This window comes from Cyanobium sp. FACHB-13342, from assembly GCF_014697415.1.
GTDB lineage: Bacteria > Cyanobacteriota > Cyanobacteriia > PCC-6307 > Cyanobiaceae > Cyanobium_A.
Genome location: NZ_JACJRT010000006.1, coordinates 61983 through 76806 on the forward strand (window position 1 = coordinate 61983; position 14824 = coordinate 76806).

General features: G+C 66.8%; 17 protein-coding genes and 1 tRNA gene. 9 read left to right on the plus strand and 9 right to left on the minus strand.

Annotated features, from left to right (window positions below):
- Positions 1-21: 21 nt before the first annotated feature.
- On the minus strand, positions 22-1641 hold the full coding sequence (gene guaA, locus H6G16_RS03455; RefSeq protein WP_199289145.1) for a glutamine-hydrolyzing GMP synthase: 1620 nt from the start codon (positions 1639-1641) through the stop codon (positions 22-24).
- A gap of 33 nt (positions 1642-1674) precedes the next feature.
- A complete protein-coding gene (gene cbiD, locus H6G16_RS03460) occupies positions 1675-2820 on the minus strand; it encodes a cobalt-precorrin-5B (C(1))-methyltransferase CbiD (protein WP_347238778.1) in 1146 nt (381 codons plus the stop codon).
- Positions 2821-2902: 82 nt separating this feature from the next.
- On the opposite strand from cbiD, the gene H6G16_RS03465 reads away from it, so the two are divergent.
- Together H6G16_RS03465 and H6G16_RS03470 are read left to right on the plus strand one after the other, a co-directional pair.
- Positions 2903-4054, plus strand: a complete 1152-nt coding sequence (locus tag H6G16_RS03465; protein WP_190388927.1) for an alanine--glyoxylate aminotransferase family protein — start codon at positions 2903-2905, stop codon at positions 4052-4054.
- A 119-nt stretch (positions 4055-4173) separates the two neighbouring features.
- Positions 4174-4245, plus strand: a tRNA-Gly gene (locus tag H6G16_RS03470).
- A 147-nt stretch (positions 4246-4392) separates the two neighbouring features.
- Here the strand turns inward: H6G16_RS03470 and H6G16_RS03475 are convergent.
- From H6G16_RS03475 to H6G16_RS03480, 3 genes are all read right to left on the minus strand, one after another.
- Positions 4393-4575, minus strand: coding sequence for a hypothetical protein (locus H6G16_RS03475; RefSeq protein ID WP_190388928.1), 183 nt, complete (start codon positions 4573-4575; stop codon positions 4393-4395).
- Between the two features lie 217 nt (positions 4576-4792).
- Positions 4793-5038: a hypothetical protein gene (locus H6G16_RS12965; RefSeq protein ID WP_242036140.1), complete on the minus strand. Its 246-nt coding sequence runs from the start codon at positions 5036-5038 to the stop codon at positions 4793-4795.
- 44 nt (positions 5039-5082) lie between these two features.
- Entirely contained in the window at positions 5083-5400 is a 318-nt protein-coding gene (locus tag H6G16_RS03480) for a chemotaxis protein (RefSeq protein ID WP_242036141.1), read from the minus strand.
- Positions 5401-5498: 98 nt separating this feature from the next.
- Here H6G16_RS03480 and H6G16_RS03485 point away from each other — a divergent pair, with 98 nt between their 5' ends.
- The 3 genes from H6G16_RS03485 (at position 5499) to H6G16_RS03495 (ending at position 6971) form a co-directional block, all read left to right on the plus strand.
- Positions 5499-6020, plus strand: a complete 522-nt coding sequence (locus H6G16_RS03485; RefSeq protein WP_190388929.1) for an AbrB family transcriptional regulator — start codon at positions 5499-5501, stop codon at positions 6018-6020.
- Positions 6021-6088: 68 nt separating this feature from the next.
- Positions 6089-6553 (plus strand): DUF6554 family protein, encoded by a 465-nt coding sequence (locus tag H6G16_RS12970; RefSeq protein ID WP_242036142.1) that lies wholly within the window; start codon positions 6089-6091, stop codon positions 6551-6553.
- Positions 6534-6971 (plus strand): hypothetical protein, encoded by a 438-nt coding sequence (locus H6G16_RS03495; RefSeq protein WP_190388930.1) that lies wholly within the window; start codon positions 6534-6536, stop codon positions 6969-6971. Before H6G16_RS12970 ends, H6G16_RS03495 begins: the two co-directional genes overlap by 20 nt.
- 5 nt (positions 6972-6976) lie before the next feature.
- On the opposite strand, the gene H6G16_RS03500 is transcribed toward H6G16_RS03495, so the two are convergent.
- On the minus strand, positions 6977-8566 hold the full coding sequence (locus tag H6G16_RS03500) for a DEAD/DEAH box helicase (RefSeq protein ID WP_190388931.1): 1590 nt from the start codon (positions 8564-8566) through the stop codon (positions 6977-6979).
- A gap of 74 nt (positions 8567-8640) precedes the next feature.
- Between H6G16_RS03500 and H6G16_RS03505 the strand changes: the two genes are divergently transcribed.
- From H6G16_RS03505 to pdxA, 3 genes are all read left to right on the plus strand, one after another.
- Positions 8641-9063 (plus strand): HNH endonuclease, encoded by a 423-nt coding sequence (locus H6G16_RS03505; RefSeq protein WP_190388932.1) that lies wholly within the window; start codon positions 8641-8643, stop codon positions 9061-9063.
- Between the two features lie 223 nt (positions 9064-9286).
- Positions 9287-10216, plus strand: coding sequence for an SDR family NAD(P)-dependent oxidoreductase (locus tag H6G16_RS03510; protein WP_190388933.1), 930 nt, complete (start codon positions 9287-9289; stop codon positions 10214-10216).
- A 108-nt stretch (positions 10217-10324) separates the two neighbouring features.
- Positions 10325-11359: a 4-hydroxythreonine-4-phosphate dehydrogenase PdxA gene (gene pdxA, locus H6G16_RS03515; RefSeq protein ID WP_190388975.1), complete on the plus strand. Its 1035-nt coding sequence runs from the start codon at positions 10325-10327 to the stop codon at positions 11357-11359.
- A 29-nt stretch (positions 11360-11388) separates the two neighbouring features.
- Here pdxA and accB read toward each other — a convergent pair whose 3' ends face one another.
- Together accB and efp are read right to left on the minus strand one after the other, a co-directional pair.
- A complete protein-coding gene (gene accB, locus H6G16_RS03520) occupies positions 11389-11874 on the minus strand; it encodes an acetyl-CoA carboxylase biotin carboxyl carrier protein (protein ID WP_190388934.1) in 486 nt (161 codons plus the stop codon).
- 5 nt (positions 11875-11879) lie between these two features.
- A complete protein-coding gene (gene efp, locus H6G16_RS03525; RefSeq protein WP_190388935.1) occupies positions 11880-12440 on the minus strand; it encodes an elongation factor P in 561 nt (186 codons plus the stop codon).
- A gap of 114 nt (positions 12441-12554) precedes the next feature.
- On the opposite strand from efp, the gene H6G16_RS03530 reads away from it, so the two are divergent.
- On the plus strand, positions 12555-13658 hold the full coding sequence (locus H6G16_RS03530) for a peptidylprolyl isomerase (protein ID WP_190388936.1): 1104 nt from the start codon (positions 12555-12557) through the stop codon (positions 13656-13658).
- Positions 13659-13742: 84 nt separating this feature from the next.
- Here the strand turns inward: H6G16_RS03530 and gap are convergent, their stop codons facing one another.
- On the minus strand, positions 13743-14765 hold the full coding sequence (gene gap, locus H6G16_RS03535; protein WP_190388937.1) for a type I glyceraldehyde-3-phosphate dehydrogenase: 1023 nt from the start codon (positions 14763-14765) through the stop codon (positions 13743-13745).
- Between the last annotated feature and the right edge of the window lie 59 nt (positions 14766-14824).

Here is a 14824-nt window from a genome sequence, read left to right on the forward strand (position 1 = left end):
ATCGAACGTCGACCGGCGGGGCTACTCCCACTCGATCGTGCCGGGGGGCTTGCTGGTGATGTCGAGCACCACCCGGTTCACGCCCTTCACCTCGTTGACGATGCGGTTGGAAATGGTCTCCAGCAGGTCGTAGGGGAGGCGCGACCAATCGGCGGTCATGCCGTCCTCCGACGACACGCAACGCAGCACGATCGGGAAGGCATAGGTGCGTTTGTCGCCCATCACCCCGACGCTGCGCACCGGCAGCAACACCGCAAAGGCCTGCCAGATCTCGTTGTAGAGGCCAGCCTCCTTGACCTCTTCACGCACGATCAGGTCGGCATCGCGCAGGATGTTGAGCTTCTCGCTGGTCACCTCCCCAAGGATGCGGATCGCCAGGCCCGGGCCCGGGAAGGGATGGCGACCGACGATCTCCTCAGGCAGGCCGAGGGAACGGCCCACCTTGCGCACCTCGTCCTTGAACAGGCGACGCAGGGGCTCCACCAGCTTGAACTGCAGGTCCTTGGGCAAGCCGCCCACGTTGTGGTGACTCTTGATCTTCACGGCCACCCGCTCGCCGGTCTTGGGGTCGATGTTGGTGCCCGCACTTTCAATCACGTCGGGATAGAGGGTGCCCTGGGCCAGGTAGTCGAAGGGGCCAAGGCGCTTGCTCTCCTCCTCGAACACCCGGATGAATTCCGTGCCGATCAGTTTGCGTTTCTCCTCGGGATCGGTGATGCCATCAAGCTTGCTGATGAAGCGCTCGCGGGCATTGATGTATTCCACGTTGATGTGGAAGCGCTTGTCGAAGAATTCGACCAGAAACTCGGGCTCGCCTTTGCGCATGAAGCCCTGGTCAATAAACATGCAGGTGAGCTGATCGCCGATCGCCTTGTGCAGCAGGAAGGCGAGGGTGGAGGAGTCGACGCCACCGGAGAGGGCGAGCAGCACCCGCTTGTCACCCACCTGACGGCGCACATCTTCGACCGCTTCGTCGATGAAGGCGGCGGTGGTCCAGTCGGCCTCACAACCGCAGATGTGATACACGAAGTTCCGCAGCATCGCCATGCCGCCGGTGGAATGCACCACTTCGGGATGGAACTGCACGCCGTACAGCCGGCGCTGGTGATCGGCAACCGCCGCCTCGGGCGTGTTGTCGGTGTGACCCAGGCGCACGAAGCCATCGGGCAGGCGCTCCACCGAATCGCCATGGCTCATCCACATCGTCGAACCGTCTTCGACGTTGGTGAGCAGATCCACCGGATCATCCACATGCAACGGCGCCTTGCCGTATTCGGCGCGGCCCGCCGCCACCACCGACCCGCCCAACTGCTGCACCATCAGCTGCATGCCGTAGCAAACCCCCAGCACGGGAATGCCCAGCTCCCAGATGGCCGGGTCGCACACCGGCGCGCCCGGCTCATAGACCGAGCTGGGTCCGCCGCTGAGGATGATTCCCTTCGGCGCAATCGCCCGCAGCTCCTCCGCCGTCGTGGTGTAACCCATCACCAGGGAGAACACCTCCGTTTCCCGCACCCGCCTGGCGATCAGCTCGGAGTATTGGGAACCGAAATCCAGGATGACGATCGCGGGGTGGCGCGACGACTGGGAGGTGGCGTCGAGCTGGGCCGACTGGGTAGGAGGGGACGCGGTTTGGGACATCGACAGCGTTGGACCCGGGGCATTCGGACCACCCTAGGCGGGGTCCCGCAGGGCGGTGAGCAACTCCAGACCCACCGGGCCCTGGGCGCAGATCTGGCGGGAGCGGTCAAACAGCACGGCCCCCGCCGCCATGGCCTCCTGGCCGTAGCGGGCCAGATAGCGCCGGCTGCGCTCCTCCACCGCCGCTGCGATGGACTGGCGCAACTGCTGGGCCCGGGATCCATCCCGCAGGGCCAGCTCCGCCAGGGCCGTCTCAACCGTGGGGGCGTCATACAGGGCCTGAAGGGCCTCCCCATCCAGGCCCCCCAGGGCGGCCAGGGCCGTGAGCACCTCGGCCCGTCCATCGGCCAGGTGGTGGTGGGTGTGGAAGATGCCCCCCGCCAACTTGATCAACTTGCCCTGATAGCCGAACAGCAGCAGACGCCGCACGCCCGCTTCGGCCGCCGCCACGAGCAAGGGACCCAGCCAGTTGCCCGCCTTGAGCAGCAACCCGGCCGGCAAGCCCAGCCGCGGGGCCAGGTCGAGGCCGTTCTCGCCGATCACCAGCACCAGATCTCCGCCAAAGCCCGGGGCGCTGCAGCGCGCGCGCAGCTCGGCCAGAGCTTGGGCCAGGGGATCGGGCCCGGCACTGCGCTGCACCTCGGCCTGGGTGCCGATCAGGGCCAACCCATCCACCACGCCGAAGGCGGCGTTGCTGGTGCGCTCCGCCAGCCGCCGTCCCTCGGGAATCACCACCTGCAGCTCCAGACGACGGCCCTGGGGCACCAGCGGTCGCAGATTGATCTCCAGGAGCTGGCGGGCATAGGCCGAGAGGCAGGGGTCGCCGCTGGCCTGGACAACCCCCACTCCCTCGCCGGCCCGGAGCGCCAACCAGTCACCCGGCCCTTCTCCCCAGCGCAACTGCACCCAGAGCCGCAGGCCGCGGGTGATATCCAGCACGTCTGATCCGGGATCACAACAGGCCATGGCCAACACCCAGCCATCCGCCAGGGGAGCCACCGCCTCCACCGGCACGGGCTGGGGTTGGGCACCGGCCGCCAGGGCCGTGGGATCCAACCAGAGCGGCTGGGTCCTGGTGCAGGGCTCGCCACGCAGGTGAATCAGCGCCGCCCGAGCGGCCGCCGCGAGCCACACCGGCACGGTGTAACCACCGCTGCAGTCCTGGGGTTGGGTCGACACGGCCAGGGGTCCCGGGAACTCTGTTTTTTATGGTGGTCGATTGTGCGGTCCGACGCCGCCCGCCGCAGCACCCCCCTACTCCATGCAGGACAAGCTCACCCTGATGATCCCCGGCCCCACTCCGGTGCCGGAAACCGTCCTGCTGGCCATGGGCCGACACCCGATCGGCCACCGCAGCGCCGACTTCCAGAAGATCGTCAAGCGCACCACCGAGCAGCTGCAGTGGCTGCATCAAACCAAAAACGACGTGCTGGTGATCACCGGTAGCGGCACCGCCGCCATGGAGGCCGGCATCATCAACGTGCTGAGCAAGGGCGACACCGTGCTCTGCGGCGACAACGGCAAGTTTGGCGAGCGCTGGGTGAAGGTGGCCCGGGCCTACGGCCTGAACGTGCAGGTGATCCAGGCCGAGTGGGGCCAGCCCCTGGATCCCGAGGCCTTCCGCGCCGCCCTGGAGGCCGACACGGCCAAGGCGATCAAGGCCGTGATCCTCACCCACTCGGAAACCTCCACGGGCGTCATCAACGACCTGGAAACCATCGCCAGGCATGTGAAGGCCCACGGCACGGCCCTCACCATCGCCGACTGCGTCACCAGCCTGGGCGCCTGCAGCGTGCCCATGGATGCCTGGGGCCTCGACGTGATCGGCTCGGGCTCCCAGAAGGGCTACATGATGCCGCCGGGCCTGGCCTTCGTGGCCATGAGCGACCGGGCCTGGGCCGCCGCTGAGCGCTCGGACCTGCCCAAGTTCTATCTGGATCTGGCCAAGTACCGCAAATCGGCCAAGGCCGACAGCAACCCCTTCACACCGGCCATCAATCTCTATTTCGCCCTCGAAGCGGCCCTGGAGATGATGCAGAAGGAGGGGCTCGAGGCGATCTTTGCCCGCCATGCCCGCCACCGCGCCGCCGCCCAGGCCGGCATGCAGGCCATGGGCCTGCCCCTCTACGCCGCTGAGGGCCATGGCAGCCCCGCCATCACCGCCGTGGCCCCCGAGGGCATCGACGCCGAGGCGATGCGCAAGGCCGTGAAGGAGAAGTTCGACATCCTGCTGGCCGGGGGCCAGGACCACCTCAAAGGCAAGGTGTTCCGCATCGGCCACCTGGGCTTTGTGTGCGATCGCGACGTGCTCACCGCCGTCGCCGCCATCGAGGCCACCCTGCAGGACCTGGGACTGCACAGGGGCACCATGGGGGCCGGTGTGGCCGCCTGCGCCGCGGCCCTGGCTGGCTGAGGACCCACGGGAAAAGCTGGGGAGCCATGGTGAGGCCCCCAGCTCCGGACCCACTCCTCTCTGCTAGTTTGTCAACTACACCATTTGGTGTGACTCTGGAATCCTCTAATTCCAGTATTGCGGGTGTAATTCAGTGGTAGAATGTCAGCTTCCCAAGCTGAACGTCGCCGGTTCGAGTCCGGTCACCCGCTTTTAGTTTTTGAATTCCAATTTCGCATTCCAAGCATGCAGGTTCAATGGGACCGCTGCCTGTTGCTTTGGTTCACTGTCGCCGTTTCGAGCTGCATCAGATCAGATCTGGTCGAGGCCCCTCTGTGGGATAGCCATGGCCAATCGGATCAGCCCCTGGGTTTGATCACCTGCAGCACCTGAGGTCCTGCGCCGGCCATGCGGCGTTCCGCATCGAGGGCGGCCAGGATGGATCGGGCAGCAGCAGCCAGGTCTCCCTGCCGAGCCGCCTGCTGAGCCTCGGCCTCATGGGCCGCAATGGCATCTTTGAGATGGGCACGACGATCGGCCACCTCACGGGCCGGGTCAGAAGTACCGGATGGTCTGGACAGAATGGCCGTCATTGAAGCTGGTGCCTGAAAAAAGATTGGGATGGTTCCGATGGTTCGGAAGCTGGCCCGACAACCTCACCGATGACCGAGACCTCAGGTTGGTGTTTCCGATAATTTAGACCCGCGAGAAGATCTCCACCTCAAGCTTCTCCAACCACAAACATTCGGCACAGGTGAATCAGGTGCCAGGTTCTTCCTGATTCCCCCCCAGGGCTGCAATCTGGTTGCGCAGATTCTCAGAACGCTGAAGGTCCCCGCGGGTGAGGGCCACAGCTAGAGCAAACTCCAGCTTCTCGAGCTGGTGATCGCCTTCGCCCGAAATGGGGGGGAATCCGGGACGCCCGCTGGACAGGGCCGAGGCTTGAGGGAACCGGGCTGCAGCCCCATGCTGGGAGCCGGGAGTGGACGGGGTGGGGTATGCCATGGCCACTTTCTTCCCATTGTGACACCGCTGACCAGCCCCCGTGGTCAGGCTGCTGTCGCCATCGTGTCGTCCTGGACACCGTGGTCGACACCGCCATCTCCGGCTTGATCCCCAGCGGTTGCCTGCTCAGACATGTCGTGTTCAGACATGTCGAGCAGGGTGCGGCAATCCAGCAGCAACCGCTCCACATTGTCGAGGCTGGTGCTCTCCTGGGGATCCCGCTCCACCTGGCGATCCACTTGCAGCTCCATGGCCCCCAGTCGCTGTTCGAGCTTGACCAGCCGCTGGGACAGGGCATGCACGGTCTGGGCGAGATCTTCAGCGTTACGACTGATCCGGAAGGAAACCGACTCGGCGGCCATGGCAAAAAGCGCAGTGGAGCCGATGACAACACACAAATGCAGCGGGGCCAAGACCAGACTGCGGCCACCGGTCCTTTGGCCATCCGACCCAGGTGACGATGACCCAGCCCTGGTCCCTGTTGGTTTACGGCCTCGCCGGTGCCGGGGGCGGCATGCTCGCCCTGCGCACGGGGATTCCCGCGGCCCCGCTGGCGGGAGCCCTGCTGGGCGCAGGCCTGGTGAGCATGACTGGCCGGCTGGAGACGGCGCAATGGCCTAGCGGGACCCGCACCCTGCTGGAAATCGCCATCGGCACCGTGATCGGCACTGGCCTGACGGCCGGGGCGCTGGTGGAGCTGCGCCACCTGTGGCGACCCGCCCTGCTGATCACCATCACCCTGGTGCTGACTGGCCTAGTGGTGGGCCTGTGGTGCAGCCGACTGCTCGGCATCGATCCGGTGGTGGCCCTGCTGGGGGCCGCGCCGGGAGGCATCAGCGGCATGAGCCTGGTGGGGGCTGAATTTGGGGTGGGGGCCGCCGTGGCCGCTCTGCATGCGGTGCGGCTAATCACGGTGCTAGTGGTGCTGCCCCTGGTGGTGCGCTTGGTGCTGCCTGGGGGACCCACCCCGCCGACCGGCTGAACCGGGGCTCGACTGGAACCGCTCCGATCGATACGTTGGGACCTGGTTTTCGACGTTGCCCCCAGGCCATGGCCCTGAGCCTTTTTGTCCCGCTGGAGCCCCAAGGGGACTCACGCCAGCGCCCCCGGCGGCGCAGCCTGGCCCTGGCCCTGGTCAGCACGATCGGTTGGGCCGCACTCGGCACCCTGCCCAGCCGGGCCCAGACCGCAGAAATCAACGCGGCGGCCAGCAGCGCTGGGGCCGGCGGCAAGGGGGCCCAGATCTATTGCTTCATGCGCAACAGCGGCAACAACCACCAAGTGAGCTGGGATGCGGCCTATGCGGTGATCAAACGCCAGAACGACAAACTGTTCAAGACATCCCCGGAACATGCCGCGGTGATGATCACCGAAGCCGTGGTGCAGAACCCCAGTGTTTATCCCGACTGCGGCCGCTATCTCGGCGACCTGTTCACCAAACCCGAACCCAAGCCCGAGAGCAGCACAAAAACGGCTCCCAGCGGCGTCAGCCGCAGTGAGCGTCTCGGTCAGTAGGGCGCCCCGCTGCCGGAGTCGCGGTGGCCTGAACGACCTGGCCGCCCTTGCCGCCCTGGTGGGGGTGTTGCTGACCAGCGGCTGCTCAGAGGAACCCCTGCCCCAGCGCCAGGTGCGCAGCGACGACTGCCTCCAGAACGTCAACCTGGCGCAACTCGACGAGCAGATCCGCCGCTGCGATGGGGTGGTGGCCGCCTTCCCGACCAACCCCGTTCCCCTGAACGATCGCTACCTGCTGCACAGCCTGGCCGGCAACGAAGCGGCTGCCTGTGCCGACATCGCCCGGGCATCGGCCCTGGCCCGTGCCAAACCCGCCGGCAGCCTGGATGCCCAGGTGCGCACGGAACTGAAACTCCGGCAGGAGCTCTGCCGAGACCCCGGGGACACCCCAGCGACCACCGACCGCCGCCAGCCCTGAACCGCTCACCAGCGGTCCATCAGGTCGCGCACCATGGCCGGCAAACTGCGCCGTTCGAACAGCTGGGGCCGGCGCTCCAGCAGCAGGGCGATGCGCTCCGCCTTGCTGGCAATCAGGCCGTCCACCAGTTGATCGGCCACCCCCAATTGCAGCCAGTGGCTGGTGAGACAGGCCCCCATGCCGATCCGATGGCAACGGTCCTCGGCCTGCTCGGCATCGCCGGGGGTCCAGGGACGTTCCACCAGCACCACATGCCGCGCCCGGTGCAGGGTGAACCCCAGTCCCCCGGTGCCATAGGTGGCAATCAGCAGGGGGTGCTCACCTCGCTGAAAGCCATCCACCTGCCCCTGACGCTGCGCTGGCGCCAGGGCCCCGGTGAGCAGGGCACTGGCCGGGAAACGGCGATGCAGCACCGTGGCGGTGGCCACAAAAGCCGTGAACACCACGACCGCCTCGCCGCGCTCCAGCAGCGAGGCGACCAGGGTCTCGGTGGCCGACAACTTGTAGTCGGAGCCGATCTGACGCAGGGCGGTCAGCACCGCCAACACTTCCGCATCCCGGCGCACCTCGCCGCGGGCCGCCCGGAGCCGGTAATCGTCCACCTTCATCTGCAGGCGATGGTTGAAGCCCCGGGCCTGCAGGTCGTCCAGCTCCACCGCCAGCAGCTGCCGGTGCTTGGGGGGCAGGTCGAGACAATCCTGCTTGCGCCGATGCAGCACCAGGGGACGAACCAACCGCTGCAGCTCGTGGAGATGGCTGGCGCCGGTGGCCTGCCAGAGCCTCCGCCCACCCTGCTCCCGCCAGTGACCCTGGCAGAACAACTCCTCGTAGGCCCGTTGATCGCGGGCGAGGGGATGGCCGATGGCCGCCAACAGGGGAAACAGCTGAGCCGGCCGGCCGTTCTTCATCGGGGTGCCCGTCAGCAGCCAGATGGCCCGCAGCCGGGGGTGCCGCGCCAGACGCAGCAGACCCTGGCTGCGCCGGGTCTGGCCGTTCTGGGCGTAGTGGGCCTCATCGGCAATCACCACGGTGCCGGCGGGGGGAAGGGCCTGGGGCAGCCGGGCCCAGCTGTGCAGCTCGAGGCGCAGACCCAGGGAGGCCGCCTCGCTCTGCCAGTGGCCGTGCAGACCAACCGGCGCGATCACCAGGATGCGGCAATCGGCCAGACGCACCATGGCGCGAGCCGCCACCAGGGCGGAGAGGGTCTTGCCGAGGCCCATGGCATCGGCCAACACGGCCCCCCGCCGGGCCAGCAACCAGCGCACCGCCGCCCGTTGGTGGGCAAACAGGTGACGACCATCCAGCAAGGTTTGCTCCAGATCAGCCGCCGCCACCAGCTGCCGATGGGGAGGCAGGGGGGGCAGGGGTTGGGCCAACCAGGCCAGCCACTGGGCCAGCTCTGGCTCCAGCGGGAAACGGCCCGCCAGGGCCTGCTGCAGGGCAGGGGCTGCCTCCAGGGGGAAACACCAGCAACGCGTCCGGCCCGACCAGACCCCCCGGGGACGGATCGCCCGTAACTGGGCCTGGGTCACCGCGTCGTAGGGACTGACCACCTCGATCTGCCCCGTCGCTCCCAACCGCAGCAGACAGCGCATCCGCGGAAGTGCAACCCTCGACACATTGACACCCTGGGCGATCGGGGCAAACTGCCGCCAATCGGGGCTCCGGGATGCAGGCCAGGGATGCGGTCTTCCTTGAGGATCTCTGCCCCAAGTTGCGCGTCAGGCGATGGCGGCAATCCCTGCACCAGGTCACTGATCAACGGTGCATCTACTGCGGTGATCGCTCCGAATCGATTGACCACGTGCATCCCCAGAGCCGGGGTGGGCTGAGCGTCACCGAGAACTGCGTGCCGGCCTGCCTCGCCTGCAACGGCCACAAGGGAGACGCCAATGCCTTCGAGTGGTATCGGCGCCAGGCGTTTTACGACCCGCGCCGGGCGATGGCCATCCGGGCCTGGACCGACGGAGACCTGCGCCTGGCCATGCGACTGCTGGAGTGGGTCCATCCGGGCCAACCCCGACCAGAACCCGAAGCTCACCAGACGCGGCAGGCCTCAGCGCCATTGTGGCGCTGGCAGATGGCCTCTTGAACCTGGGGGCGCTCCGGGGCGACCACCACAGCCACCAGCAGGAGCACGGCCGCCAACACCGCCGGCACCGGAAAGGAGCTGGCCGTGTTCAACCGACGGGGCCTGGAGGGCGCAACGGGGGTCGGGGACACTGGAGCATGAAACAGGCGCGCTGACGTCGCTGAAGCTGGGCATCCGGAGACCGCCATGGCCATGACTGTTGAGAGCTAATACAGATGTACTCATGACGCCTGCGCTTGTCAACCCTGGCCGGCGCTTGCTGGTGATCGGCGGCGGCTACACGGGTTTGCGCCTGGCCCAGGCCGCCCAGCGGCGGGGCATGGCCGTGCAGCTCACCAGCCGCGAACCCAGGCAGGACACCCACGGACTGGTGTGGCTCCCCTTCAACAGCGCCTCCGAGCCCCCCGCTCTGCCCCCCCGCCAGGCCCTCCAGGGCACCACAGACGTGGTGGTCTGCGTGCCCCCCGAGGCCGGGCTGGGCGATCCGGTGCTGCGGCTGCTGGGGCCGATCCTCCAGGAGCTGCCACTGCAATGGCTGGGCTACCTCTCCACCACCGGCGTCTATGGCGACACCGGTGGCGCCTGGGTCGACGAAACCGGCACCACCGCCCCCCGGCCTGGCCGCAGTCAGGACCGGCTGGAGGCCGAACAGGCCTGGCTCGCCAGCGGCCTGCCGGTGCAACTCTTCCGCCTGCCGGCGATCTATGGACCGGGCCGGTCCCCCTTTGAGGCCCTGGAAAGCGGCCGCAGCCGGCTGATCCACAAACCCGGCCAGGTCTTTTCGCGGGTGCACGTGGACGACATCGTGGGCTGTCTGCTGCACTGCCAAGCCCTGTCGCCTGAGCAGCGCCCGACCGTGGTCAACGTCGTGGACGACTGCCCCTGCCCCTCCAGCGAAACCCTGGGCTATGCCGCCCACCTGCTCAACCACAAACTGCCGGCCATGGAGCGCTACGACACCATTGCCGCGGCCATGAGCCCGATGGCCCGCAGCTTCTGGGCCGAGAACCGCCGGGCCAGCAATGGGCTGCTGCGCCACACCGTGGGCTACACCCTGCGTTACCCCAGCTATCGGGAGGGTTACCGAGCCTGTCTGGCCGAAGAACGGGGTGGCGGCGGACAATCCCCCAGATCGCCAGGATCGACCACATAGGGCAAGCCCAGGTCCGCCAGCAGGCGCCCCCAGCGCATCTCGATCCAGCCCTTGCTGAATCCCGTTGCCAAACCCAGCACCAGACCCCCCAGCACCAACCAGCGCAGCATGGGCTCGTCCACCAGCAGCCAGGCCCCATCCAACCCCAGGCGGGTCCGGCTGGCCATTGCCCTGGGAGATCCGGCCGGCATCGGCGCCGAGGTGACCCTCAAGGCCCTGGCCCGACCGGAATGGCGCCTCGACCCCACCCACCAACCCCTGCTGGTGGGCTGTCGCCGCTGGCTGGAGACCAGCTACCAGCAGCTCCGACTGCACAGTGACGAACCGCTGCGGGACCCCGCTGAGCTGGAGATGGTCGACCTGCCCCTGGCCGAGCCTTGCCGGGCGGGGATCAGCACGCCAAGCGGCGGGGCCGCCAGCTTCACCTGGCTCACCGCCGCCACCAACCTGGTGCAGCAGGGACGCTGCCAGGCCCTGGTCACCGCACCGATTGCCAAGGCGAGCTGGCATGCCGCCGGCCACCCCTACCCAGGACAGACGGAGCGGCTGGCCGAACTGGCGGGCTGTACGGACGCCTCCATGTTGTTCACCGCCCTGTCGCCCTCGGGCCAGTGGCGGCTGAACACCCTGCTGGCCACCACCCACATTCCCCTGGCGGCGGTGCCCCAGCGGCTGAATGGCGCCCTGGTCCAGCGCAAGTTGGATGACCTGCTGACCTTCTGCCAACGGTTCAACCCCAACCCCCACCTCGTGGTGGCAGGCCTCAATCCCCATGCTGGCGAGGCGGGGCAGCTGGGCCTTGAGGAAGCCACCTGGTTGACGGCGGCGCTGGAGGCCTGGGGTCAACGCCACCCCCAGGTGCGGTTGGACGGCCCAGTCCCACCGGACACCTGCTGGCTGGATGCTGCGAGCGCCTGGGCGGGGGGAGGCTCGGGTCCGGATGGCTACCTGGCGCTCTATCACGACCAGGGCCTGATTCCGGTGAAACTGCTGGCCTTCGATGCTGCCGTGAACACCACCCTCGGCCTGCCGTTCCTGCGCACCTCTCCGGACCACGGCACGGGCTTTGCGATCGCCGGCCAGGGTCAGGCCAGGGCCGCCAGCATGGCGGCGGCCCTTGTGACGGCAAGGGATCTGGGCTGAGGATCCCAGAGATCCTTCCCAGAGACCCGTCAGGCCGGCCGGACCCGCATCAACACCTGGCCAAACTCCACGGGCGTGCCGTTCTCCACCAGGATTTCAACCACCTCACCGCCCACTTCCGACTCCAGCTCATTCATCAGCTTCATCGCTTCGAGAATGCAGACGGTTTGGCCGACCTTGATCCGGGAGCCCACCTCCACGAAGGGGGCCTCGCCGGGGGCAGAAGCCCGGTAGAAGGTGGCCACCATGGGCGCGGTGACTTCCAGCAGATCGCCGCGACTGGCCGCAGCCGGCGGCGGCGGCGCCGAGGGGGCTACCGGCAAGGGAGCCGGAGCCGCCAGGGGCAGGACCTGGGCCGGAGCTGGGGTGGCCTGGATCACCGCCGTGGGAGCGACCCCCGGCAGATTGCGACGCACTTCCAGGCGAAAGTCGTCCCCCTCCAGCTTCAACTCCTGGATGTCGCTGTCCCCGAGGAGATCGAGGAGCTTATGGAGCTGGTCGTGATTGAGCTGCATGGCGATCAGTTCTCCCGGCCGAGGTAGCTGTCGGTGCGCGTATCGATCTTGATCTTCTCGCCGATCGAGAGGAACAGGGGCACCATCACCTGGGCTCCGGTTTCGACGATGGCGGGTTTGGTCCCACCGGTGGCCGTGTCGCCCTTCACACCGGGATCGGTCTGGGTGATTTCGAGCACCACCGAGTTGGGCAGTTCCACTTCCAGGGGCTTGCCATTCCAGGCCACCACGTTCACCTCCATGCCCTCCTTGAGGTATTTGCGGCTCTCGCCGATCTGCTTGGCGGTGAGCCGGGTCTCCTCGTAGGAGCCCATGTCCATGAACACGTAGTCGTCGCCTTCCATATAGGTGTGCTGCAGGGTGCTTTTCTCAAGCACGGCCTGGGGCAACATCTCGCCGGCACGGAAGGTCTTCTCCACCACGTTGCCGCTCTGCACCGCCTTGAGCTTGGTGCGCACGAAGGCAGAGCCCTTGCCGGGCTTCACATGCAAGAACTCCACGACCCTCCAGACCTGGCCATCCAGCTCGATTGAAGTACCGGTGCGAAAGTCGTTGCTGGAGATCATTCCGGCGGTTCGGATCTGGGGGATTGTACGGCTGGCTACCGGAGCCGGCCTGACCAGCACCATCCCAGGGGCCCGGAAGCTGTGCCAAAGTCCGCTCAACGACACAGGATTGCCATGGCATGGGGCCATTCCGGATGGACGCAGTGGTCCGGATGGGCCCGTCGATGGGCCGGCCTAGCCGCCCTGCTGGTGCTGCTGGTGCTGTCTGTGCCCGCCGCCTGGGCTGCCCTGCCCCAGGGCAACGCGGTGACCGACCCGGCCGCCCTGCTGCGCAATGCCCTGCCGATTCAGGCGCCCGACCTGCAGGATCTGCAGCATCGCCTCGAAGCCACCAGCGATGACCTACGGGCCAAGCGCTGGCCTGCCCTGAACAGCACGGTGCGGCGCTGCGGCTCCCTGCTGGGAACGCGCAAGACCGCCATCCTGGACGGCTTTACAGCAGACACCAGGCCCCAGGCTGCGGCTTTGCTGGACCAGCTGGAAGACCAGCTGCAGGTGCTTGCCGCGGCGGCTGAACGGCAGGAGCGCGATCCTTTCCTGGCTGCCCGGCGCGATGCCCTCAGCAGCATCGGCCAGGCCGAAGACCTGCTCGTGGGGCCGTTCCCCTACGAGATCCCGGCTGAGTTTGCGGATCTGCCCCGCCTGCTGGGCCGCGCCACCGTGCAGCTCACCACCACCAAAGGCGATCTCACCGCGGTCGTGGACGGGTACAACGCACCCCTGACGGCTGGTGCCTTCGTGGATCTGGTGCAGAGGGGCTTCTATGACGGCCTCCCCTTCATCCGTGCCGAGGATTTTTACGTCCTGCAGACCGGGGATCCGGAAGGGCCCCAGGAGGGATTCATCGACCCGAAGAGCAAGACGGAACGCCACGTGCCCTTGGAGATCAAGGTGCCCGGTCAGCCGGCCCCCTTCTACAACCAGACCTTTGAAGACCTGGGCCTGTTCAAGGCCGCCCCGGAGCTGCCGTTCTCCACCAAAGGCACCCTGGGCTGGGCCCACTCTGACGAGGTGCTCGACGACGGCTCCTCCCAGTTCTTTCTCTTCCTGTTCGAACCGGAGCTCACCCCCGCCGGCCTCAACTTGATCGATGGCCGTTACGCCGCCTTCGGCTACGTGGTGGACGGTTTTGACGTGCTGGAGGAACTCACAGCTGAGGACGGCATCGTCAGGGCCCGAGTGATCAGTGGTGGCGACAACCTCCAGCCCCACGCTTAAGAACGCGGCGGGCAGCCACCGAACCACGGGCCATCAAAAAGCCGCTCCCGAAGGAGCGGCCTTGAGAAAACCGAACCGGTCAGCTCACTTCCACTGCTTGGCGACGATCTCAGCCAGATCGACGACGCGCTGGCTGTAGCCCCACTCGTTGTCGTACCAGGCGATGACTTTGACCATGTTGCCGCCCATCACCAGGGTGAGCGGGGAATCAATGATCGTGGATTCATCGGTACCACCGTGGTCGCTCGACACCAGGGGCAGATCGCAGTACTTGATGATGCCCTTCATGGTGGTTTCCGATGCTGCCTTGAGCACCGCGTTCACCTCCTCCTTGGTGGTGTCCCGGCTGATGTCGAGCACCATGTCCACCACCGAGACGTTGGGGGTCGGAACCCGCATGGCGATGCCGCTGAGCTTGCCCTTCATCGGCGGGTAAACCAAGGCCACGGCCTGGGCAGCACCCGTGCTGGTGGGGACGATGTTCACCGCGGCAGCCCGGGCTCGGCGGAGATCCCGGTGGGCGGCGTCCAGAATCCGCTGGTCACCGGTGTAGCTGTGGGTGGTGGTCATCGTGCCTTTGACGATGCCGAATTCCTGGTCCAGCACCTTGATGACGGGCGCCATGCAGTTGGTGGTGCAACTGGCATTGCTGAGAATGTCCCAGTCCTCGTGGCGATATTGATCGGCGTTGACGCCGACCACAAAGGTGCCCACCTTGGCGCCCTTGCCGGGAGCCGTGAGGATCACCTTTTTGGCGCCGGCTTCAAAGTGCTTGCTGGCACCCACGTCATCGTTGAACACACCGGTGGACTCGATCACCAGATCGACGCCCCATTCCTTCCAGGGAAGGTTGGCGGGATTGCGGTCGTAGAAGGTTTTGATCGTCTTGCCATTGACGACGATCGTGTCGTCGGTGGTGGTGACGTCCACGCCCCGCAGGGGGCCGAGCATCGAGTCGTACTTGAGCAGGTGGGCGTTGGTGTTGGTGTCACCGGAGCCATTGATGCCCACCAATTCGATGCCGGTGTTGGCCCCACGGCTCAACCAGCAGCGGGTGAAGTTGCGACCGATCCGGCCAAATCCATTAATCGCAACGCGCAAAGTCATGGCCGATCGCGGCAAAAGCCGCTAGCGAAGGTGGTTTTGGCTGCAGATCATACAGAAAT

Coding starts and splice junctions, on each gene's coding strand:
- guaA (WP_199289145.1), bottom strand. CDS start 1,641: ATGTCCCAAACCGCGTCCCCTCCTACCCAGTCGGCCCAGCTCGACGCC.
- H6G16_RS03500 (WP_190388931.1), bottom strand. CDS start 8,566: ATGCGCTGTCTGCTGCGGTTGGGAGCGACGGGGCAGATCGAGGTGGTC.
- efp (WP_190388935.1), bottom strand. CDS start 12,440: ATGATCTCCAGCAACGACTTTCGCACCGGTACTTCAATCGAGCTGGAT.
- H6G16_RS03485 (WP_190388929.1), top strand. CDS start 5,499: ATGACCCAGCCCTGGTCCCTGTTGGTTTACGGCCTCGCCGGTGCCGGG.
- H6G16_RS03505 (WP_190388932.1), top strand. CDS start 8,641: ATGCAGGCCAGGGATGCGGTCTTCCTTGAGGATCTCTGCCCCAAGTTG.
- H6G16_RS03465 (WP_190388927.1), top strand. CDS start 2,903: ATGCAGGACAAGCTCACCCTGATGATCCCCGGCCCCACTCCGGTGCCG.
- H6G16_RS03480 (WP_242036141.1), bottom strand. CDS start 5,400: ATGGCCGCCGAGTCGGTTTCCTTCCGGATCAGTCGTAACGCTGAAGAT.
- accB (WP_190388934.1), bottom strand. CDS start 11,874: ATGCAGCTCAATCACGACCAGCTCCATAAGCTCCTCGATCTCCTCGGG.
- pdxA (WP_190388975.1), top strand. CDS start 10,325: ATGGGCTCGTCCACCAGCAGCCAGGCCCCATCCAACCCCAGGCGGGTC.
- gap (WP_190388937.1), bottom strand. CDS start 14,765: ATGACTTTGCGCGTTGCGATTAATGGATTTGGCCGGATCGGTCGCAAC.
- H6G16_RS12970 (WP_242036142.1), top strand. CDS start 6,089: ATGGCCCTGAGCCTTTTTGTCCCGCTGGAGCCCCAAGGGGACTCACGC.
- H6G16_RS03530 (WP_190388936.1), top strand. CDS start 12,555: ATGGCATGGGGCCATTCCGGATGGACGCAGTGGTCCGGATGGGCCCGT.
- H6G16_RS03510 (WP_190388933.1), top strand. CDS start 9,287: ATGACGCCTGCGCTTGTCAACCCTGGCCGGCGCTTGCTGGTGATCGGC.
- H6G16_RS12965 (WP_242036140.1), bottom strand. CDS start 5,038: ATGGCATACCCCACCCCGTCCACTCCCGGCTCCCAGCATGGGGCTGCA.